Genomic DNA, 20,954 nt, shown 5'->3' on the forward strand with positions numbered 1-20,954 from the left:
CTACACGAAAAATCAAACTATAAACTTTGTCTTATTCCTTTTTAGGAGTTTCTTTTTGCGCTTTAAATACCGCAATCACGTTATTACTATCTTTCAACGTCAACTTATCATTCTTTATGATAAAACTCTTCGTATCTTCCAGAACCTTGAAAAAACTTGTTTCAATATCCATATCAGGGCAAGCCATCTTGGTTGCTCCCATACCGCTAAAAGTTAATTGCGACTCGTTTTGTTCGTAAACTCCAAAAAAGCGATTACATCCCGCCCTTCCAAATACTTTCTTATCACTGCTTTCAAGCGTGATGAACACCTCGCTCCCACCTTCCTTGAACTTAATCTCTTTCCCGTTCAAACTCTCCGCAACCCATTTCACCCCGGTCAGAGAAACGCTCTCCTTTGCCGACTTGCACGAAGTCATCCATATTGCTAATACACAATAAAAAAATATTCCTTTCATAATTCAATCACCATTTTGGATAATTAGTACTCATTAGTTTTCTCATTCTTTTCTACAAATACCATGCCAAAAGGGAATTTCATCAATAAACCTCACCTCATTCAAACATTCATTTATTTGAAAAATCAAGCAGTAAAAAAAAACATCTAAAGGGATGAATTAACTTTTGAATTACTGAATAAATTCAATAATTGATTATATATTTGCACGTGTTTTTAAAATAAACAATTACAGGGTGAATTAGAAATAATTATCTACATATCAAAAACATAATAGAACAATGTCCAAGGTTATAAAACTGAAAAAAGGCCTTGATATCAAGTTAAAAGGAGAAGCCGAAAATCTGGTGAAAAACATCGAGAGATGTGATTCTTATGCGGTAAAACCGACAGATTTCCGTCTACTTACTCCCAAACTTGCAGTAAAGGCAGGCGATCAAGTGAAAGCGGGTGACGTGTTGTTTATCGACAAGTACAGACCTGAAGTCAAATTCACATCACCTGTTAGCGGTACAGTCGAAACCGTAAACAGAGGAGAAAGAAGGAAATTGCTGGAGGTCGTGGTTAAAGCGGATGCCCAAATCCAATACAAGGATTTCGGGGCAGCAGACGTGAACAAACTTTCCAGAGACGAAATCATCGAAAAATTACTTGACAGCGGTGTTTGGCCCATGATCAAACAACGTCCGTACGACATCATCGCTACCCCGGCTGATATGCCGAAGGCGATATTCGTGTCCGGTTTTGATTCCGCTCCTCTCGCTCCGGATTTCGACATTACTCTTGCAGACGAGCTAACCGCACTCCAATCCGGAATCGATTGCTTAAAAAAATTATGCGGTAAAAACGTGAATTTGAACTTGAAAGAAGGGACGCCTTCAACATCCGTGTTCGCCAAGTTGAAAAACGTGGATGTGAATTATTTTGCGGGACCACACCCGGCAGGAAATGCAGGAATCCAGATTCACCATCTGAACCCGATCAACAAAGGGGAAATCGTTTGGGTGGTAAACGCAATGGATCTTGCCATTATCGGACGATTATTCACTTCCGGAAAATTCGACGCTCGCAAGACGATCGCTCTCGCGGGTTCGGAAGTTGAAAAGCCTGCTTACTACAAAACCATTCTGGGGGCAAAAATCGGTTGTATCGTGAACGGGAAACTGAAGAATCTAGTTCATCAACGCATTATTTCCGGTAACGTACTCACGGGCTACAAGGTAACTGAAGAAGACTATCTCGGATATTATAATAATATGGTAACCGTTATTCCTGAGGGTGATAATTACGAATTTTTGGGTTGGGCAACTCCCGGTTTCAACAAATTCTCCATATCAAAAACTTTCCCCTCTTTCTTATGCCCGAACAAGAAGTACACTCTTGATGCCAACTATCACGGGGAAGAAAGAGCCTTCGTGGTGACCGGACAATACGAGAAAGTTCTTCCCATGGACATCCTTCCCGTTTACCTGCTAAAAGCGGTACTGGCTGAGGACCTGGACAAGATGGAACAACTCGGTATGTACGAGGTTGCCCCGGAAGATATGGCTTTATGCGAGTTCGTTTGTACCTCTAAAACTCCGGTACAGGAAATACTGGACAAAGGTATAGAGTTAATGATAAAAGAACTAAGCTAATTTTAAATTGCAAATTTTAAATTGTCAATTCCTTGATGGGACACGATTCAAAATTTAAAATCTAAAATCAAAAATTTAAAATTATAAAGATGAATTTTTTACGCAACTATCTAGATAAGCAAAAGCCAAAATTTGAAAAGGGAGGCAAACTATACAAGTTGCATTCCGTTTTCACGGGTTTTGAGTCTTTTCTTTTCGTGCCTAACCGCACGACATCTTCAGGCTGTAATATCCGGGACGCGATTGATCTGAAAAGAACCATGATCATTGTCGTGATGGCCTTGATTCCGGCCCTCTTATTCGGTATTTATAATGTGGGGTACCAGCATTTCAATGCTATGGGTACTCTGGCCGATACCGGCTTCTTCGAGTTATTCTTCTATGGACTATGGAGAGTGTTACCCATGATCGTCGTTTCCTACGTGGTCGGATTGGGTATTGAATTTGCCGCAGCACAAATCAGGGGACACGAGATCAACGAGGGATTCCTCGTATCCGGTTTATTGATCCCGATGATTATGCCGATTAATGCACCCCTTTGGATGGTGGGAGTTTCTACCGCCTTCGCCGTGATTATCGGTAAAGAAATCTTCGGTGGTACCGGAATGAACATCTGGAACCCGGCCTTATTAGCCCGTGCGTTCTTCTTCTTCTCCTACCCTTCCATGATTTCGGGGGATAAAGTATGGATCGCCGGAATGCCCGACGGGTTCTCGCAAGCGACCCCGCTTGCCGAGGCTGCCCAAGGCCTGCCCACGACATACGATATGTCTTCCATGTTCTGGGGATTGATCCCGGGATCCGTGGGTGAGACATCAACCTTCTGTATATTGCTCGGAGCCATCTTGTTAATTGCCACCGGAATCGGGAGCTGGAAAATCATGCTTTCCACCTTCATCGGAGGTTACTGCATGGCTTTATTACTGAACTACACGTTACCCGCAACCAACCCGTACGCGGCAATCACCCCGATTACTCATTTAATCATGGGAGGTTTTGCTTTCGGAGCCGTATTCATGGCAACAGACCCTGTAACATCGGCACAAACGGAAAGAGGGAAATGGATATACGGTTTCATTTTAGGAGTCATGGCCATCCTCATTCGTACGCTTAACCCCGGTTACCCGGAAGGTATGATGCTAGCCATCCTGTTAATGAACACCTTTGCTCCGCTTATTGACTGGTTTGTCGTTCAAGGTAACATCAAGCGCAGACTGAAAAGAGCTAAACAATTTCAGATTTAAGATTTCATGATTTCAGATTACCTAAAAACAATCGTAAATCATAAATCGTAAATCACTAAATCTTTAATGAGATGAACAAACAAGGAAATACATATACCTTTATCTATTCCATCGTTTTGGTTGTCGTAGTTGCAGCCATTCTGGCGATAGTGTCTCTTTCACTAAAGCCATACCAAGATGAGAATATTGAGAACGAGAAGAGACAAAACATTCTGAGTTCTGTAAATGTTAGTTCTACCCCGGAAACTTCGGCTGAATTGTTCAACAAAATCATCACAAAACAATTCATTCTGAACTACAAGGGTGAGGCTATTGAAGGAAACGCTTTCGCCGTGGACATCCCGACCGAAGGTAAGAAACTTCAGAAAGCAATGAAAAACCCCGAACTTCAAAAAGCGTTGAAGGACGGAAAATTGCTTTCAGAAACAATCAAAGATGACAAAGCATTAGCGGACATTAAATTCCCTGTATTCGTGGCCGACATTGACGGAGCCACCAAATACATCCTGCCGACATACGGGGTTGGACTTTGGGGGCCGGTATGGGGTTATATTTCTTTAAATGAGGACAAAAATACCGTTTACGGGGTTCTGTTCGACCACAAAGGAGAAACTCCCGGACTTGGAGCCGAGATCACCCAACCGTTTTTCCAGAAGCAATTCAGCGGAAAGACCGTTTTTGAAAACTCCTCTTTAAAAGCCATCACGGTGAAGAAAGGCGGTAACGCAACCGGAGTACACGAAGTTGACGGAATCTCCGGGGGTACCATCACGTCAAAAGCAGTTGAGACGATGATCGCCGACTACTTAAAATGTTACGAACAATTCTTAAAACAAATACAATAATGAGCGATAAAGAAACATTATTTTCAGCTAAGAACCGAGAGTTGTTGCTCGGTCCCTTGAGCAAAAATAACCCCGTTCTGGTACAGATTCTGGGTATATGTTCTGCTCTCGCCGTAACCGCGAAAATGGAACCGGCCATCGTGATGGCTCTTTCGGTTACAGCCGTAACGGCATTCTCTAACGTGATTCTTTCGCTACTGAGGAATACAATCCCGACACGTATACGTATCATCGTGCAGTTGGTCGTGGTTGCTGCATTGGTAATCATCGTCGATCAGGTACTGAAAGCATTCGCCTACGAGGTAAGTAAACAGTTATCCGTGTTCGTCGGGTTGATCATCACGAACTGTATCATCATGGGACGTATCGAGGCTTTCGCCTTGGGTAACAAACCGTGGCCTTCATTACTGGACGGTATCGGTAACGGTCTCGGATACGGGTTAGTCCTCGTGATCGTAGCTTTCTTCCGTGAATTACTGGGGTCCGGAACTTTGTTCGGGGTAAAAGTAATCCCACAAATATTCTACGATTGGGGTTATCAAAACAACGGTTTAATGATTCTTCCCCCGATGGCATTGATGCTGGTGGGGCTGATCATTTGGGTTCACCGTTCCAAGAACAAGGATTTAATAGAACAGAAATAGTCAACTAAAAGTGAAATAACGATATGGAAAATCTATTAAATATATTTGTACGGTCCGTATTCATTGACAACATGATCTTTGCTTACTTCTTGGGTATGTGTTCATACCTTGCTGTATCAAAGACCGTGAAAACATCATTCGGATTAGGTATTGCCGTCGTGTTCGTGTTATTAATCACCGTCCCGGTAAACTACTTGCTGGATAACTTCGTGCTAAAAGCTGGAGCTTTAAGCTGGTTACTGGGTGAAAGTGCGGCAAACATCGATTTAAGTTTCTTGAGTTTCATCATGTTCATCGCAGTTATCGCCGCTATCGTGCAACTCGTGGAAATGGTCGTTGAGAAATTTGCCCCCGCACTTTACAACCAGTTAGGAATCTTTCTTCCGTTGATCGCGGTAAACTGCGCCATCATGGGAGCATCCCTGTTCATGCAAGAAAGAGGATATGCTAACATTGGAGAGGCAACGGCTTTCGGTTTGGGTTCAGGTATCGGTTGGATGCTCGCCATCGTGGGTATTGCCGCTATTCGTGAGAAACTGAAATATTCAAATATCCCCGCCCCGCTTAGAGGTATCGGTATTACCTTTATCGTGACCGGATTGATGGCTATTTCATTCATGAGTTTCTTGGGAATTAACCTGTAAAATAATTTTAAATTGTAAATTTTAGATTGTAAATTTCTCTGGAGTCCTCAATTTAAAATTTAAAATCATAAAATCTAAAATTAAAAAATGATGTTATTAGCAATAAATACAACAATTGTCATGTCAGGGGTCATCGTGTTCCTCATCGTAACACTGATTCTCGTGGGCATGCTTTTGTTCGCCAAGGCCAAACTGACTCCCAAAGGAGAGGTGAAAGTTGACATTAATCATGGCGAAAAGGAATTGGTAACCGAACCGGGGTCCACGCTGTTGGCCACCCTTGGAAACAACAAAATCTTCCTCCCCTCGGCTTGTGGAGGTAAAGGTTCATGCGGTATGTGTCGTTGTCAGGTTGAATCCGGAGCAGGGTCTATCCTACCAACAGAAACGGGATTCTTCTCCTACAAACAACAACACGACAACTGGCGCTTGGCTTGTCAGGTAAAAGTGAAAGAGAATATCGAGATGCACATTCCGGAAGAAGTTCTCGGAATCAAGAAATGGGAGTGCGAAGTGGTTTCCAACAGAAATATCTCTACTTTCTTGAAAGAATTCGTGGTAAAATTACCAGAAGGCGAAAACCTGAAATTCAAATCCGGAGGATATATCCAGATTGACGTGCCTGCAATCGACGTTGACTTCAAGACGTTCGATATTGACGAGAAGTACAAGGCTGACTGGGAACGCATGAAAATGTTCGATCTTAAAATGCACAACCCGGAAGCAACCTACCGTGCTTACTCCATGGCCAACTCCCCGGCAGAAGGTAACATTATCATGTTGAACATTCGTATCGCGACTCCCCCGTTTGACAAAGCTATCGGTGGTTTTGCCAACGTGAATCCCGGTATCTGTTCTTCTTACATCTTCTCTCGCAAGCCGGGAGATAAGGTAAGTATTTCCGGACCTTACGGAGAGTTCTTCTTGAGAGACACGAACAACGAGATGATGTTCATCGGTGGTGGTGCCGGTATGGCCCCCATGCGTTCACACATCTTTAACCTCTTCCACACGATGCATACCAATCGTAAAGTTACCTTCTGGTACGGTGCGCGTGCTTTGCAAGAGGCTCCTTACGTGGACGAGTTCAACAAGATTCAAGAAGAGAACCCGAACTTCCACTGGACGCTGGCTCTCGACAGACCGGATCCCGTGGCTGACGCGGCCGGAGTGGCTTACAAACCGGGTTTCGTTCATCAGGTAATCTTCGAGAATTATTTGAAGAATCATGAAAACCCGGAAGATATTGAATACTACCTCTGCGGTCCTCCCATGATGATCTCGGCAGTAACCAAAATGCTGTACGACCTTGGAGTTCCGGATGAAAACGTAATGTACGATAACTTCGGAGGATAATCAAAATAAAAAAAGCTGCTTTTACAAGCAGCTTTTTTTATTTCAAATGACAAATTACTTTTTCAAAAACATATTCTTAAATTCAATCGCTTCAAGCAGTAATCCCGAATTTACTTGATTCCGGGGAAGACGATTCAACAGAGAATCCGTCATCTGGATGTTCCCGGCCACCTTCTTCTCGTAGATCACGTTATCCATGATAAAAGCATAATTCTGCGGATCCCCGGCCAGATGAAAAGGCGGGCGTTCAGGATCAAACAAATCCCTTCCCATGGAATAATCTTCCGCCGGATTCTTCACTCCCAGCACCCGTTTCATTAAAGTCGGTGTCACGTCATAATGAGATGTCCTGTGCGAGTACACACCGGGAGTATTTCCCGGATAGTACAGGATAAACGGAACATGCACCTGTGCGTTCGAGAAATCACTTCCATGCCCCCAGAAATTCTTTTTATTCTCGTTAAACTCTTGCCCGTGGTCCCCGGTAATGACAATCACGGAATTATCCAACAACCCGTTCGCCTCCAGTTTATTCACCACCTTTCCCACAAGCGAATCGACATAATAGGCACAATTTCGATACAGGTTAAAGAATGGTTCCGGATCCAGATTATTATTTAAAGCCAAATAATTGGCATAATCCCACGAAGGCTGAAATTTCTTACGATAGGGAGCCGGAATATCTATCGCGTGCAACAAATCGTAGAACACGAACGAAAAGAAAGGTTGATCCACTTCTTTTCGTTCATCCAGATAATTCAGAAAATCTTCCGTGATCCTGTTATCCCGGTCAAACGGAGTTGCCCCCGGTGTTTCCTTGCGAATATCTTTCACGTTCCCGAAGACGATGCGATAAAAAGGAGGATTAACAAGCGTCGCACTGGCGAACGTCTCTATATCATACCCATTTTCCAGTAAGTTCTCGATAAATAAAGGTTGTACTCCCGTACGTTCAAAATCTTGCCAGTACGTCGCGGAAATACCGAAAAACAAACCGAATATCCCACCCCGCGTACCATTACTGGAACTCAGGTGACGATTGAACACCGCGGAACGATCGCCAAAAGCCCGGATGTTAGGACAACACTCCCGTGTAAAAGTCCTAAAATTCCACGAATCCAAAATAAGATAAATGATATTCAACGGTTTCACGCTATCCGTTTTTTCCAGCGGATGCAGAGGATACACGAAACCATGCCCTTTCCCCTTATCCGGGTTATTCACATACAAATCTTCCTTTTTGACCACTCCCAACTTCAACATCAAACGGTTGGCCGTCAAAGGGTAATATTGCGGTAAACAAGCCGATACTTCCGTGATCGAATTCACGTTAGCTGCCGCTGCATAAGCATGGGTTAACTGGGGTGCGATACAGGAAAACAGAAACAGATAAATCCCGATTTTCACCTGTTTCGAAGTAACATACCGGGCATATCGATAAGCAATAAAAATAACCACCAAAGTAAACAATAAAATAAGTAACCCGATAAAAACCCCGTGCAGGACCAAGGTATCATTAAACACGAATACTTGGTTTCCTCCCTCGCCAAAAGCCAGATCTAGCACGAACCCGTTAATATGGAATTTATACAACTGGAAAACAATCCCGTTCAGATAGGCCAACACGTTCAATAAAAATATAGCACAAGTAAACAGCATGGTACCGACCTTCCGCATCTGCCGCCACCACGCGAAGGGAAGATATAAAACAACCCAAGGAATCAAATTGAAAAGAAAAGCTTGTCCCAGTGCCGCTATCAAATAATAAAAACCCCCGACGAAATTCAAGGATTCCCAGTAATTACTATTCACGAGATAAATCACAAATTGAACGAGTAACAGGCAAGAGGCACACATATATAACAGAAAACCCCTCTTCAAATAATTCACTTTCCCAGCGTAAACCATTGATTTAGAATCATTAAATGTCATAAACGATTGTATTAAGAAATGATCATATAATAGTTGCAAATAAAAAGCATTAAATCGACTTTTCAATCATTTTCTTAAAAATTCATTCTCAATTATTTAATTCTTTTTCCCACCTCCTTGTGAGCAAATAAAATGGATGTCAATAAACGATCGTTTATTGACATCCATTACATCAGACAAAAACCCCTATTGATAGGAGTTTTACTTCAAAATATTAATATTTTAACTTACTATAATTCAGTCCATATAGAATAATAAACAAGAGAGCAAAGAACCCGGACATTGCCATGGAAACTATCACGGCACTGTTCCAACCGGAGTAAATCGGCATGATAAATAATTGCCCGATCTGCGCAACCGCGTACAAATAGAAACCATTCCTTTTTAGCTTGTACATCATGAAAGCTCCTATCAAACTGATCACGGCACACAAGGCTGCCAACGAGTAGATTGCTTTCCCGTGCATGATGGTAGTTTGTAACACCTCCAAGGATGAACTCAGCATGGAAGAAACCCAAGAAGGTTGCGTTTCGGTCCCGGCCATCGTCGTTATCTGTTGAATTTGAGCAACCAATCGTTCCGGTGTAAACATCGCTAATTGGAATAAATTGTTAATTAAACCCCAACCACTACCAATAAATGTCAAGATGCAAAGTACAGTTAGAAAAGTCGGTCTGACCGGTTTCTCTACGTTAAAAGGATTTTCCATAATCAAGTTAATTTTATACACAACAAACGTACACAAATATTCGAAAATTAAAAAACAAGAGATGAAAAAAAGTTGACAAATACTTTGTTTACATGCACGATTAGTATAATTTTGGCCTAGATTTATAAACGTCTATAGTATTAAAAATCTAAATAATGAAAAGAGACACTCAAATTTTCGACCTGATTGACAAAGAATGTCATCGTCAAAAAGAAGGACTTGAATTAATCGCATCTGAAAACTTCGTGAGCGAGCAAGTAATGCAGGCTATGGGATCTTGCCTGACCAATAAATATGCAGAGGGATACCCCGGGGCCCGTTATTACGGTGGTTGCCAAATCGTTGACCAGACGGAACAACTGGCTATCGACCGGGCTTGCCAGCTATTCGGTGCCGAATTTGCTAACGTGCAACCGCATTCCGGCGCACAAGCTAACGCTGCCGTGTTCTTTGCTTGCATGAAACCCGGCGACACGTTCTTAGGTCTTGACTTGGCTCATGGCGGTCACCTTTCACACGGATCACCCGTGAACCTTTCCGGTATTAACTATCACCCGGTAGCTTACCACGTGAAAGAAGAAACCGGGATGGTTGACTATGACGAGATGGAACAACTGGCTTTGGAACACAAACCGAAATTAATCGTGTCTGGAGCATCCGCTTATTCTCGCGATTGGGATTACAAACGTATGCGCGAAATCGCTGATAAAGTAGGTGCTTTGCTAATGTGCGATATGTCTCACCCTGCCGGATTGATTGCCAAAGGTTTGTTGAACAACCCGATGGAATATTGCCACATCGTGACAACCACCACTCACAAAACCCTTCGCGGACCTCGTGGGGGTATGATCCTTCTTCCGAAAGATTTCCCGAATCCTTGGGGATTGAAAACTCCGAAGGGAGAGATCAAGATGATGTCACAAGTGATCAACTTTGCCGTGTTCCCGGGCCAACAAGGTGGACCGCTTGAACACGTGATTGCCGCTAAAGCTGTTGCTTTCGGCGAGGCATTGTCTGACGAGTACACGGAATATGCAAAACAAATGTTAGCAAACGCCAGAGCGATGGCCAAAGCATTCGTGGACAAAGGTTATAAAGTGGTTTCCGGCGGTACCGACAACCATTCCATGTTGATTGACCTGAGAACCAAATTCCCGGAATTAACTGGTAAGAAAGCTGAAAACACGCTTGTTAAAGCTGACATCACAATCAACAAGAACATGGTTCCATTTGATACCCGCACCCCGTTCTCTACTTCAGGTCTTCGTGTAGGAACTCCGGCAATCACCACTCGTGGTTTGAAAGAGGAGCATATGCCTATCATCGTGGACATGATCGACAGAGTATTGAGCGCCCCGGACGATGAAGCCGTGATCGCACAAGTAAAGAAAGAAGTAAACGCCATGATGAGTGACAGACCTATGTTCGCTTGGTAATAAGACTTTCTAAATATACAAAGAGACCGCAACATGGATTGCGGTCTTTTTTTATTTGTTAATTAGTATTTAGTCTATCACGAGATTTCACGGTAATCTTGCATTTGGATCTCACTATATCTCAAGGTAAATACACCGGTATCCCACCTATGTCTCGCTAAGAGGTTAACGATAGGTTAACGATAGATTAACGATAGGTCAACGATACGGGGAATTAATTTGTTCCTGACATCATGTTCTCATACAATCATCATATTAACGAGACTACGGCAAGACACGGGCGAAATAGACTGTCAATACCACTACTTCCCACCTCGTTCTTTTTTTACCTTCCGGGAATTCTTTTTTATATCCTTCAGCCCTTTTTTCATCGCATTATATAATAATGTACCAGCCGAACGAGCAAACACAACTTGCTCGTCTCCCGCATCCAGTGTCACGGATGCTATTATTCGCTGGAAATAAATCCGGGCTCCCAGAGAAACATCATACACGGCAATACAGACTTCCGACTCGCTCTTCTGGTAAGAAAGTGGTCCCCCGGGATAAATCAGATCGCTGACCTCATTACGTACTTTTCGAGCCGTGGCAGTCACCACATACTTGTAATCCGTCGTTTTCTTCAACGTCTCCATCACTTCGAGAGACAACTCAAAAGTGAGTTTGTCATGAGACAGGTATTTCAAGGATATATCATTCAAAAAATAAATAGAATCCCCTCCCATCTTTTTCAATTCCTTTAATAGATCACGTGTCAACCCTTCCTTGTACATGAGAGGTAACTGAGTTTCCACGTTCGTCACCAACCATTTACCCGTCGTGAAATCCAGACTTTTCGGGGACTCGTATAAATGCATATAACTGGGAGTAGCACACGAAACAACCATCACCACTAAAATCAATAAAACGCCATGCTTCATCATGATTCTTATTTTATAGTGTTTCCAATCCTTCTCTAAAATTCTTGTATTTTAAACAAGGTAATAGCTCCTTCCTCATCCGGGAAGTATCCCCGTAATACGACACTCGCCCGATCCGAATAAAATCGATGGTTAACGGGCTTCTAACCCCGAACAGTCGGGAAACCAACTCGAACACTCGTGCCGCCGTATTAATCATCCATAAAGGCATTCGCCAAGGCCTACACGTGTGCCAGTATTTTGTAGCCTCGTCCAAGAATTCTTGCAAGGTCTGAATACCCTCATCCCCAACATGATAAATTCCACGTACCCCTTCATTCATGATTGCCGCCCTCGTCGCCTCCAAAAAGTCATCCGTGGAGATCAAATGAATACAAGTAGGCTTTCTCCAAACTCCCAGCAGGGCATGACGAGAAAACCAACGGGCCGCATCAATCATCAAGATCCCTTTCCCGTAAACCATCCCGACTCTTAAAGCGACAGGTTCAAAACCGCTTCGCTCCCCATACTCGAATAGTAACCTTTCCTCTTCCAAGCGAGTCCGGGCATGCATCGAAATAGGATTTCCGTCCAATCTTCCCCTAGCGGGATGATTCGGGGTTGTCTCACCCTCCACGTGCGGGAAACTAATTAAAATAACCCGCTTTACCCCTTTTTGAACGGCCACATCCAATAAATTTTTAAAATATAGGGTATTTGTCGTCTTTAAAAACTTTTCCGGATTATGCTTGAAAAGCACCCCGGCAAAATGAACGATAGTATCGACCCCATTCAAAGCATCCCTCAAACTCTCCCGCACAGCAAGATCCGCCCGGAACACGTTCACATTATCTTTCGTCTTTAATTCCTGACTTACATCTTTACAATGAACGAGAAGATGCAACAACATCTCGTCTTTCAACAAATGACGGGCGAGCAATCCTCCCAAATTTCCCGCGGCGCCGGTGATCAACACTCGCTTTTTCATACCTCACGCTTTACTAAATCATAATAATACATATCTATCACCCGTCCGTTTTTAATCGCTGCATCACGCAAAATAGCCTGTCTGGTAAAACCAACTTTTTCCAACACTTTCATCGAGGCAGGATTATACTCGTAAACAGAGGCAAACAAACGAATAATTCCGGTTTCCCGAAACACGTAATCAACCAGCAACGCAACAGCCTCGCCCATTATTCCCCGCCCCCAATAGTCCTCACCCAGCCAATAACCGACCTCCGCACTAAGACGCTCCACATCAGTCAAGGGTACGATCCCTACCCCACCCACGGCCTCTCCCGCTACCTCTATGGCAAAATTTTGGACATAAGGCTGGGCTTGTACCATCCGGATATACTTATCGGCATCCAACATTGTATACGGGTATGGAAGTCCATCCCGCACGTTATTCCATATTTTCACGTTATTAATATGTTTCGCTAACGAGTCTATATCCGTCAACTTCCACTCCCGTAACCTAAAATTTTCCTGTTTACTTCTTATTTCCATTAAGTTCGCTTTATAATGCAATCCAAATTTCAAAATTATTTATTATTCTATATCTTTTTTCAACGTCTATCGTAAAAAAGATTATAAATGAGTAATAAATCCACATAAATTGTAGAATAATGGGGTATATAAAATGTTAATTTGTAACCTTTTCGAAACAAAAAAACAATTTCCGGTAGTAAAAATACTTATTTTTATATAGATCGATAGAAAAAAAGAAGAAAAACATTGCAAATGCAATTTATATTCTTTAAATTTGAAACAAACACTAAGTATGATAAGATTCATATTGCATAGTATTCTTATTCTTGTGGTAACACAACTCAGTAATGTTGCCATGGGACTGATCATGACTGAATCTCAACATACGGCAGAGACCTACCAACTAGCACAATTACATGACTCCATAAACAAGGGACAAAGCCTTGATTTTCAGAGTCAATATCCCAGCCCGTTAATTCGGACTTCACTTGTCAGCATGACAAGATCAGAGTTACCCTGCCGGGTTCGAGTGATGCTGGACGGAGTCTACAAACAGGCAAATGAAAGTCTTACCATTAATAAGGAAACAGATCACACGGGAATACACGAAGTATTCATATCGCACCCCAAGCGATATTTCCATGAACTCTGTTTGTTAATTATTTAAAACTTCTCGAAAATATGGCACGTATCTTGTACTAATACAAGATGTTTACACGATTAAGTGTTATCCTTTGATATAAAAAACAGAGCAACGCTGGGAACGTTGTATATATATATACACACACACAACACAAGAAGATGAAAACAACTTTATTCAGTAAGAACCGGGACGAGAAAAATTACGAGTTATTTTTCGAATCAGATGAATTGCACCGGGTGCAATATCTATTAGAAACCAAACAATTCGGGGAACTCTCCGAATTACAAAGTTCAGAAGACGAGGACACGGGTATTAAATTGAAACTCTCATTAGCTGAACGCGGAAAACTGGTGACGGCACAACTCTTCGAGTACATCATGTCAGCTTACGAGGCTGTATCACCGATCATGACTTTCCGTAATAAAGAGGCTGTGGCTCTTTCAGGAGCCGTAACGCTCGACGAATAGACATTTTTTTAATAAACGGGTTCCCGAAAATCGAGAACCCGTTTATTATTTATATCCTTAAAACTTACAGAAGATAATCTGTGTACAGGATTCCATTCAAATGATCGATCTCATGTTGAAAAATACGGGCTGTAAATTCTCTCACCGTATCTTGTCTCCACTCGAAAGAAAGTTCATCCCGATAGCGCACGATAATCTCTTTAGACCGATATACCGCCCCCGTCCGATCCGGGATCGACAAGCAACCTTCCTCTCCTAAAACTGAATCTTGAGAAAAATAAACGATTTCCGGGTTCACGTAAAATTCAAAAGGCTCTCCCACTTTATCCAAACGCTGCACGGCAACTAATTGACGTGATATACCGACTTGAGGAGCCGCAATACCCACTCCCTCGTTCAAAGAATCCCTCACGGTAGCAAGCATACGTGACCTTAAAACACGAAAAGTTTCCGTCTCGATATCTTCTTTCCCGAATTCCTTTGCCTGTAAACGCAAAAACAATGAATCGGCCCGGTCTGTGACAAGAAACAGGGGCATGATTCCCGCCTCTTCCGAATGCCCGATACGTTCCCGTTCCTCCCCGGTAAAAAAATCCGATTTTTTGTCACACGCCCCAAAACATAACCCTACCCACACGCCAAGTAATAATTTAACTATTTTCATTCCACTATTTTATTGGTTTTAAACAAAAGCCCTTTTCTGACAAAATACATGAACGTACCTATCGTGGTCATGAAAGAAATAAAATCTGCCATAGGCATACTACTCCACACGCCTGTAATTCCCCAGAAACGAGGCAATATTAACAAAAACGGTATCAAAAATAGTAATTGTCGGGAAAGAGACAAAAATATGGAGACTTTAGCTTTCCCGATAGATTGAAAAAAGTTCGTGATAATAATCTGGCACCCCGCAAGAGGAAACATCAGGCAAGTCACTCGTAAGCCGAATTTAGATAATTCCATCAACTCGTGATTATCCGTGAACATCCCCACGATAGCCGAAGGGAATAGCTGACTTAATAAAAAACCGAATGTCATGATCGAAAACCCGGCAATCAAAGCGTAACGTAAAGTCTTACGCACCCGGTCAAAAAGAAGTGCCCCGTAATTAAACCCAATTACCGGCTGCATCCCCTGTGTCACCCCGATCTCAATCATGATAAACAAGGTCAGTACCCGGTTTACTATTCCGTAGGCTCCGATAGCCAAGTCACCGCCATAGCGCATAAAACTGTTATTCAATATAATGACCACCGAACTGGCACACACGTTCATCAAGAAAGGTGACATCCCGATGGAAAAAATGCTCATGATTATTCGACCTCGCAATTTAAATATCCCCGGCTTAAAACGTATCGTCGTGTTCTTGTTCAGGTAGTGACTCACGATCCAGATTAAACCGATCGACTGGGAGATTACCGTGGCCAATGCCGCTCCCCGGATTCCCCAATCCAAATGAAAAATAAATATCGGAGCCAAAATAATATTGGCAAACACGGTCAGTAAAGAACTTAACATCGCCTTCTTTGGGTACCCCGTGGCTCGCATCACGTTATTCAGACCGATAAAAGTAAAAGCTATCGGATTCCCCATCAAGATAACCTGCATAAAATCCCGGGCATAAGGTAAAGTCGCCGGACTAGCCCCGAAGAAATGCAAGATCGGATCTAGGAATATCAAGGTCAATCCCCCGAAACAAAATCCATTAATCATGCATAACAACAACACGTTCCCCAAGACAGAATTTGTTTTCTCCGTGTCTTTCTGCCCAAGATAAATCGAACTGATTGTCGCACCCCCGATGCCCACCAAAGTCGAAAAAGCAATAATCAGGTTCATCAAGGGAAAAGTGATCGCTAAACCCGATATAGCTAACGGCCCCACGCCATGCCCGATAAAAACGCTATCAATAATATTATACAATGACGTTACCGTCATCCCGATGATTGCAGGGATTGAATACTGTAACAATAACTTGCCGACTGGCTTTGTCTCCAAAACCTGCGATGCATTAATACTCGACATAACTCTTTATCCTCCTTCTATTAAAATAAAACACCTCTTGATGGAATGGCCGTGATTGACCCACTATTTTCAGAAATATAACCCGAATAGAGGACACAAAGATAATAAAACTCGTCGTTTATTTTAGATTTTAGATTCTAAATTTTAGATTCCAACCACACAAGGCCTTATTAATTTTAGATTCCAACCGCACAAGGCCGACGCTTCTTAATTTCCTACTTTCAACTTTTAGTTTTTATCTTTTAACTTTTATCGTTTGGGGCGTTTTTTAAACAAATTACCAACTCGCCCCAATCCCCAACGCAAAAGGATTGGCAAAGCGGCCTCCCACAACAAGGGCGAAATATTTTTAAACATCATTCCCAACATCGGGATTTGTCCTTCCGCCTCTTCTCCCCCGTCATTCTTCCCGTTTTCTCTTCGTTTAGAAAAAAACAAAGAAGAAATCCCGGCAAACAAAATCCGCCCGGAATGATCATGTATGAACTTAAAATCCTCGTTTATTTTCTGTTCCTGCACCCGGCAACTCTCACGCACCCGGCGCTGTTCCGCCATCAACATGTCCAGCGGGGTCGGTTGTCTCCTCATTATCCTTTTCATCCTTACTCATCATTGCTGTTATAATCTCGTTCATCACCTTGGACGTGATCTTTCTCTTGAAAAACATCGTTATACCGAACAACAACAGGTACATCCCAACCACCAACACGAATCCCAAAGCCATGCTACCCAATAATTCTCCCAAGAAAAAACCTAACGCCAAGAACAAAAATAAAATGGCAAAAAAAGCCAATAAAACCAAAACAATACCATACGAAAAGACTGCCATTGTCTTAGCAACCCTTTCGTATGTATTCAATTTTAATAGCTCTAGCCTCAATTCCACGTAAGTTGAAATATCCTCTTTCAACTCAGCGAACGTCTTCTCGGCAATATTCTCCATAAGCTATTACTTCGTTTCCGTAGCAGTCTTCCCCGCAACCTTTTCAGCTACATGATTGACATCCTCGGTCACGTGTTCTTTCACGTTCTCGGCCTTGTTTTTTGCTTTTGAATAAACCTCCTTCACCTCTTCTTTCACTTTAGACACGGCATGATCGAATTCTTCCGCTAATTTTTTACGATTATCAGCTACCATTAAATAACCGACAGCAACTCCTACAACAGCGCCAATACCTAGCCCTATCAGTAGATTTGAAGTTTCATGTTTCATATTCTTTAATTTTTATGTTCGTACCTAATTTAACGAACTGAAACATGAAAAGGTTCTCTTTTTAGTGATTTTTTTACGAATATTTTTAACGAGTGATAAAATGTCTTCTTGCGCTTATGGAAGCATATCCGTAAATTTCTGGCTACACATTTCCGTCGCCAGCTCCCGCACTTGCGGAATAATCCTCACGAAATGGTCGCTTTCTTTATGAATAGCCAACAAAGCTTCATTTTCCCACGTCTCCACGATCATCAACACGTTATTCAAACGACTATTTTCAAATATCTCGTACCCGATACACCCCGTTTCTTGTCTTGACAATTCAGACATCTCATGCAAAAGTTCCACGACATGAGCGCGAACCTCACTCTTCACCTCAATTGTAACATTTATCCTGATCATATACTCAAATTTTGAAATTGCACATTTGTTCCCCCACCGCTCTCTTTCATAAAAATAGTCAAAATTATAAAAGTTAGAGGACTTTTTAATAACCAAAATGTACTTTTATTCGTAAATGACATAAACTTTAAAAGAAAAATAGAAGATGAAAACAAAACAAGCATTCAAAAAGATATGGATAGTTGCCCTTCTCGTCACGACAAGCGGGGCATTGTGGGCTCAACAACAAACAACAAAAGAGAAATTTTCCCTCCCGCCTTTACCTTACGAAACAAATGCCCTCGCACCTGTTATCAGTGAAACCACCATAAAACTACATCATGGTAAACATCTGAAAACCTACATTGATAACCTGAATAAATTGATCATGGGGACACCATTCGAGAATTGTGATCTTGAAACCATCGTCAAGAACTCCACCGGAGCGATATTTAACAACGCAGCACAAGCGCTGAACCATATTATCTATTTCAATTCGTTCTCTCCGAAAGCAGAACATACCCCATCAGGAGCGCTACTTGCTGCCATAGAAAAAGAATGGGGTTCATTCGATAATTTCAAAAAGGAGTTCTCGGCTGCCGCCACCTCGTTATTCGGGTCCGGATGGGTATGGCTCGCAAAGGACAAAAAAGGGAAACTATACATTTTCTCCGAGAGCAACGCCGGGAACCCAATTACCAAAGGTTACACTCCGATAGTAGGGATCGACGTTTGGGAACACGCTTATTACCTTGATTACCAGAATCGCCGTCCGGAACACATCGAAAAATTATGGACAATTATAGACTGGAGAACCGTCGGGGTCCGTTACAAATAACCCGGAATATTTATAATAAACCAGTCATGACATTTTCACGAGCAAACATCTATATTTGCAAGTTTAAAAAAAAGAACAAATAATGATAAACCCATTAGATATTATTCGTAAATATTACACGTTGGATTCCCTCGCCGGGCAATCCCTCCTCATACATAGCCAACTTGTTCGAGATAAAGCACAATCACTGGCTATCCGACATCCCGAAATGGATCTGGACATTCCCTTCATTCAAGAGGCTGCCATGCTCCACGACATCGGGATTTTTCTCACGAAGGCCCCGGACATCGGTTGTTTCGGAGAACATCCCTACATCTGCCACGGTTATCTGGGAGCCGATCTACTCCGCGAGGAAGGCCTTCCCCGCCATGCTCTAGTATGTGAACGACACACGGGAGCCGGCATATCACTTGAAATGATCAAGGAGAATCATTTACCTTTACCCCAACGAGATATGCTCCCCGTTACGCTTGAAGAAAAACTAATCGCTTTTGCCGATAAATTTTATTCGAAAACCAATTTAACCCGGGAAAAGAAACTAGGCAAAATCCGAGCAGAAATGGCCTTTTACGGCGAAGAAACAGCCGCCCGTTTCGAGGAATGGTGTGAACTTTTTCTTTAAACTCGTAATTTAAATACGTAATGCGGTTATGGAAAATTTAAACAACTGGATTATAGTAACCAATGATTTTATCTGGACCTATATATTAATAGCCCTGCTCATCTGTATCGGGATCTACTTTACCTTCAAGAGTAGATTCGTACAATTCCGGAATATCCGGGAAATGTTCCGGCTGCTCGGTGACGGAATAGCAAGCGGGAACCACAAGAACTCGGTTTCTTCTTTTCAAGCATTTTGCATTGCAACCGCTTCGCGAGTTGGTACAGGTAACCTAGCGGGTGTGGCTACAGCTCTAGCCTTGGGAGGACCGGGAGCTATATTTTGGATGTGGCTTATAGCGCTTATCGGTTCTGCCTCTGCCTTCATCGAATCCACATTAGCCCAAATATATAAAGTTAAAGGAGACCGCTCGTTCATCGGGGGACCCGCCTTTTACATGGAAAAAGGTTTGAAAAAACGATGGTTAGGTATTCTTTTTGCAGTCATCATTACCATCACCTTCGGACTTGTATTCAACTCGGTACAGGCAAATACCGTTACCTTGGCATTTCATGAAGTCTTCGGTACAAGCCGTGTCTGGCTGGGAATCATTCTAACCCTGTTCACCCTACTGGTCATATTCGGTGGAATTCACCGGATCGCCGTTATATCCGGGATTATCGTCCCCCTCATGGCTATCGCATACATTCTACTTGCCGCTTTCATCCTGTTCACGCATCTCGGAACATTACCTCATGTCATTGGTTCTATTTTTACGAACGCATTCGGATTCGAACAATTCGCAAGCGGGGGTTTAGGAGCCGTCATCATGCAAGGTGTCCGGCGAGGACTTTTCTCAAATGAAGCGGGTATGGGGTCTGCCCCAAATGCTGCCGCAACGGCAACCGTCTCTCACCCGGTGAAACAAGGATTAATCCAAGCACTCAGTGTTTTCACCGACACGCTGATCATTTGTAGCTGCACAGCACTCATTATCCTACTTTCGGACGTTCCGCTAGACGGCTCGGTGAAAGGAATCCAGCTGACACAAATGGCCCTGTCTCACCAGATCGGAAGCGTGGGAGGACAATTTATCGCTATTTGTATACTTCTGTTTGCTTTCAGTTCCATCGTGGGTAACTATTCATACTGTGAAACAAACTTATTTTTCATATCCAAGAATAAAACCTATTTACAACTTTACCGAATTATCGTGGGGGGAATGGTCATGTTCGGATCAATCGCCGCCCTAGATCTCGTGTGGAATATTGCCGATCTATTCATGGCAATCATGGCTATAACCAACTTGATCGCAATCGTATTACTGGGTAAAATCGCCTTGAAAGCATTACAGGACTACAACCGTCAACGCCGTATCAGGAAGAAAAATATCATATTCAAGTCCTCGTTCATCCCGGAATTAAAAGATTCCACGAGTGAATGGGAATAAAATATTTTTTTTAACTTTGCAACAAACAGAAGGGATT

At 42.6% G+C, this 20,954-nt stretch carries 24 protein-coding genes; 12 read left to right on the top strand and 12 right to left on the bottom strand.

Annotation, left to right across the window (positions count from 1 at the left end; genetic code table 11):
* Window positions 1-31: 31 nt before the first annotated feature.
* A complete protein-coding gene (locus R8806_RS05370; protein WP_221230316.1) occupies window positions 32-457 on the bottom strand; it encodes an META domain-containing protein in 426 nt (141 codons plus the stop codon).
* A 280-nt stretch (window positions 458-737) separates the two neighbouring features.
* Between R8806_RS05370 and R8806_RS05375 the strand changes: the two genes are divergently transcribed.
* The 6 genes from R8806_RS05375 (at window position 738) to nqrF (ending at window position 6,826) form a co-directional block, all read left to right on the top strand.
* The gene (locus tag R8806_RS05375) at window positions 738-2,093 is read left to right on the top strand and encodes a Na(+)-translocating NADH-quinone reductase subunit A (protein ID WP_124318421.1); all 1,356 of its coding nucleotides are present in this window, start codon (window positions 738-740) and stop codon (window positions 2,091-2,093) included.
* A gap of 89 nt (window positions 2,094-2,182) precedes the next feature.
* Window positions 2,183-3,337, top strand: coding sequence for an NADH:ubiquinone reductase (Na(+)-transporting) subunit B (locus R8806_RS05380; RefSeq protein WP_124318442.1), 1,155 nt, complete (start codon window positions 2,183-2,185; stop codon window positions 3,335-3,337).
* 71 nt (window positions 3,338-3,408) lie between these two features.
* Window positions 3,409-4,182, top strand: coding sequence for an NADH:ubiquinone reductase (Na(+)-transporting) subunit C (nqrC, locus tag R8806_RS05385; RefSeq protein ID WP_124317244.1), 774 nt, complete (start codon window positions 3,409-3,411; stop codon window positions 4,180-4,182).
* A complete protein-coding gene (locus tag R8806_RS05390; protein ID WP_124317243.1) occupies window positions 4,182-4,826 on the top strand; it encodes an NADH:ubiquinone reductase (Na(+)-transporting) subunit D in 645 nt (214 codons plus the stop codon). The genes nqrC and R8806_RS05390 overlap by 1 nt, the downstream gene beginning before the upstream one ends.
* Window positions 4,827-4,849: 23 nt before the next feature.
* Complete coding sequence (nqrE, locus tag R8806_RS05395) at window positions 4,850-5,470, top strand: NADH:ubiquinone reductase (Na(+)-transporting) subunit E (RefSeq protein ID WP_124317242.1); 621 nt, start codon at window positions 4,850-4,852, stop codon at window positions 5,468-5,470.
* An 87-nt stretch (window positions 5,471-5,557) separates the two neighbouring features.
* Window positions 5,558-6,826 carry an NADH:ubiquinone reductase (Na(+)-transporting) subunit F gene (gene nqrF, locus R8806_RS05400; protein ID WP_124317241.1) on the top strand — a complete coding sequence of 423 codons (1,269 nt, stop codon included), beginning with the start codon at window positions 5,558-5,560 and terminating at the stop codon, window positions 6,824-6,826.
* A gap of 54 nt (window positions 6,827-6,880) precedes the next feature.
* On the opposite strand, the gene R8806_RS05405 is transcribed toward nqrF, so the two are convergent.
* Together R8806_RS05405 and R8806_RS05410 are read right to left on the bottom strand one after the other, a co-directional pair.
* Window positions 6,881-8,758, bottom strand: a complete 1,878-nt coding sequence (locus R8806_RS05405; RefSeq protein WP_124317240.1) for a DUF3413 domain-containing protein — start codon at window positions 8,756-8,758, stop codon at window positions 6,881-6,883.
* Window positions 8,759-8,972: 214 nt separating this feature from the next.
* Entirely contained in the window at window positions 8,973-9,467 is a 495-nt protein-coding gene (locus tag R8806_RS05410) for a hypothetical protein (protein WP_124317239.1), read from the bottom strand.
* Window positions 9,468-9,622: 155 nt separating this feature from the next.
* On the opposite strand from R8806_RS05410, the gene glyA reads away from it, so the two are divergent.
* Complete coding sequence (gene glyA / locus R8806_RS05415; RefSeq protein ID WP_124317238.1) at window positions 9,623-10,903, top strand: serine hydroxymethyltransferase; 1,281 nt, start codon at window positions 9,623-9,625, stop codon at window positions 10,901-10,903.
* Between the two features lie 302 nt (window positions 10,904-11,205).
* On the opposite strand, the gene R8806_RS05420 is transcribed toward glyA, so the two are convergent.
* Genes R8806_RS05420 through R8806_RS05430 form a run of 3 tightly spaced genes read right to left on the bottom strand, consistent with a single transcriptional unit; the run spans window position 11,206 to window position 13,314 of the window.
* On the bottom strand, window positions 11,206-11,826 hold the full coding sequence (locus R8806_RS05420; RefSeq protein ID WP_124317237.1) for a hypothetical protein: 621 nt from the start codon (window positions 11,824-11,826) through the stop codon (window positions 11,206-11,208).
* Window positions 11,827-11,836: 10 nt separating this feature from the next.
* Window positions 11,837-12,790, bottom strand: a complete 954-nt coding sequence (locus tag R8806_RS05425; protein WP_124317236.1) for an NAD-dependent epimerase/dehydratase family protein — start codon at window positions 12,788-12,790, stop codon at window positions 11,837-11,839.
* Window positions 12,787-13,314, bottom strand: a complete 528-nt coding sequence (locus tag R8806_RS05430) for a GNAT family N-acetyltransferase (RefSeq protein ID WP_124317235.1) — start codon at window positions 13,312-13,314, stop codon at window positions 12,787-12,789. The genes R8806_RS05425 and R8806_RS05430 overlap by 4 nt, the downstream gene beginning before the upstream one ends.
* 274 nt (window positions 13,315-13,588) lie before the next feature.
* Here R8806_RS05430 and R8806_RS05435 point away from each other — a divergent pair, with 274 nt between their 5' ends.
* A complete protein-coding gene (locus R8806_RS05435) occupies window positions 13,589-13,963 on the top strand; it encodes a hypothetical protein (protein ID WP_124318046.1) in 375 nt (124 codons plus the stop codon).
* A 134-nt stretch (window positions 13,964-14,097) separates the two neighbouring features.
* Window positions 14,098-14,406 carry a hypothetical protein gene (locus R8806_RS05440; RefSeq protein ID WP_027201130.1) on the top strand — a complete coding sequence of 103 codons (309 nt, stop codon included), beginning with the start codon at window positions 14,098-14,100 and terminating at the stop codon, window positions 14,404-14,406.
* A gap of 64 nt (window positions 14,407-14,470) precedes the next feature.
* Here the strand turns inward: R8806_RS05440 and def are convergent, their stop codons facing one another.
* From def to R8806_RS05470, 6 genes are all read right to left on the bottom strand, one after another.
* Window positions 14,471-15,070 (bottom strand): peptide deformylase, encoded by a 600-nt coding sequence (gene def, locus R8806_RS05445; protein ID WP_221230315.1) that lies wholly within the window; start codon window positions 15,068-15,070, stop codon window positions 14,471-14,473.
* Window positions 15,067-16,434, bottom strand: coding sequence for an MATE family efflux transporter (locus R8806_RS05450; RefSeq protein ID WP_124318047.1), 1,368 nt, complete (start codon window positions 16,432-16,434; stop codon window positions 15,067-15,069). The genes def and R8806_RS05450 overlap by 4 nt, the downstream gene beginning before the upstream one ends.
* A 249-nt stretch (window positions 16,435-16,683) precedes the next feature.
* Window positions 16,684-17,022 (bottom strand): hypothetical protein, encoded by a 339-nt coding sequence (locus R8806_RS05455; protein WP_206513605.1) that lies wholly within the window; start codon window positions 17,020-17,022, stop codon window positions 16,684-16,686.
* On the bottom strand, window positions 16,964-17,377 hold the full coding sequence (locus R8806_RS05460; protein WP_027201127.1) for a phage holin family protein: 414 nt from the start codon (window positions 17,375-17,377) through the stop codon (window positions 16,964-16,966). The genes R8806_RS05455 and R8806_RS05460 overlap by 59 nt, the downstream gene beginning before the upstream one ends.
* 6 nt (window positions 17,378-17,383) lie before the next feature.
* On the bottom strand, window positions 17,384-17,647 hold the full coding sequence (locus tag R8806_RS05465) for a YtxH domain-containing protein (protein ID WP_124318049.1): 264 nt from the start codon (window positions 17,645-17,647) through the stop codon (window positions 17,384-17,386).
* Between the two features lie 114 nt (window positions 17,648-17,761).
* The gene (locus R8806_RS05470; RefSeq protein WP_151411747.1) at window positions 17,762-18,049 is read right to left on the bottom strand and encodes a putative quinol monooxygenase; all 288 of its coding nucleotides are present in this window, start codon (window positions 18,047-18,049) and stop codon (window positions 17,762-17,764) included.
* A 145-nt stretch (window positions 18,050-18,194) separates the two neighbouring features.
* Here R8806_RS05470 and R8806_RS05475 point away from each other — a divergent pair, with 145 nt between their 5' ends.
* The 3 genes from R8806_RS05475 (at window position 18,195) to R8806_RS05485 (ending at window position 20,917) form a co-directional block, all read left to right on the top strand.
* Entirely contained in the window at window positions 18,195-18,866 is a 672-nt protein-coding gene (locus tag R8806_RS05475; protein ID WP_151411749.1) for a superoxide dismutase, read from the top strand.
* An 85-nt stretch (window positions 18,867-18,951) separates the two neighbouring features.
* Window positions 18,952-19,488, top strand: coding sequence for an HD domain-containing protein (locus R8806_RS05480; RefSeq protein ID WP_124318335.1), 537 nt, complete (start codon window positions 18,952-18,954; stop codon window positions 19,486-19,488).
* A 28-nt stretch (window positions 19,489-19,516) separates the two neighbouring features.
* A complete protein-coding gene (locus tag R8806_RS05485; protein ID WP_124318334.1) occupies window positions 19,517-20,917 on the top strand; it encodes an alanine/glycine:cation symporter family protein in 1,401 nt (466 codons plus the stop codon).
* Window positions 20,918-20,954: the final 37 nt, after the last annotated feature.

Origin of the sequence: Butyricimonas faecihominis (assembly GCF_033096445.1) — a bacterium.
Taxonomy (GTDB): Bacteria; Bacteroidota; Bacteroidia; order Bacteroidales; family Marinifilaceae; genus Butyricimonas; species Butyricimonas faecihominis.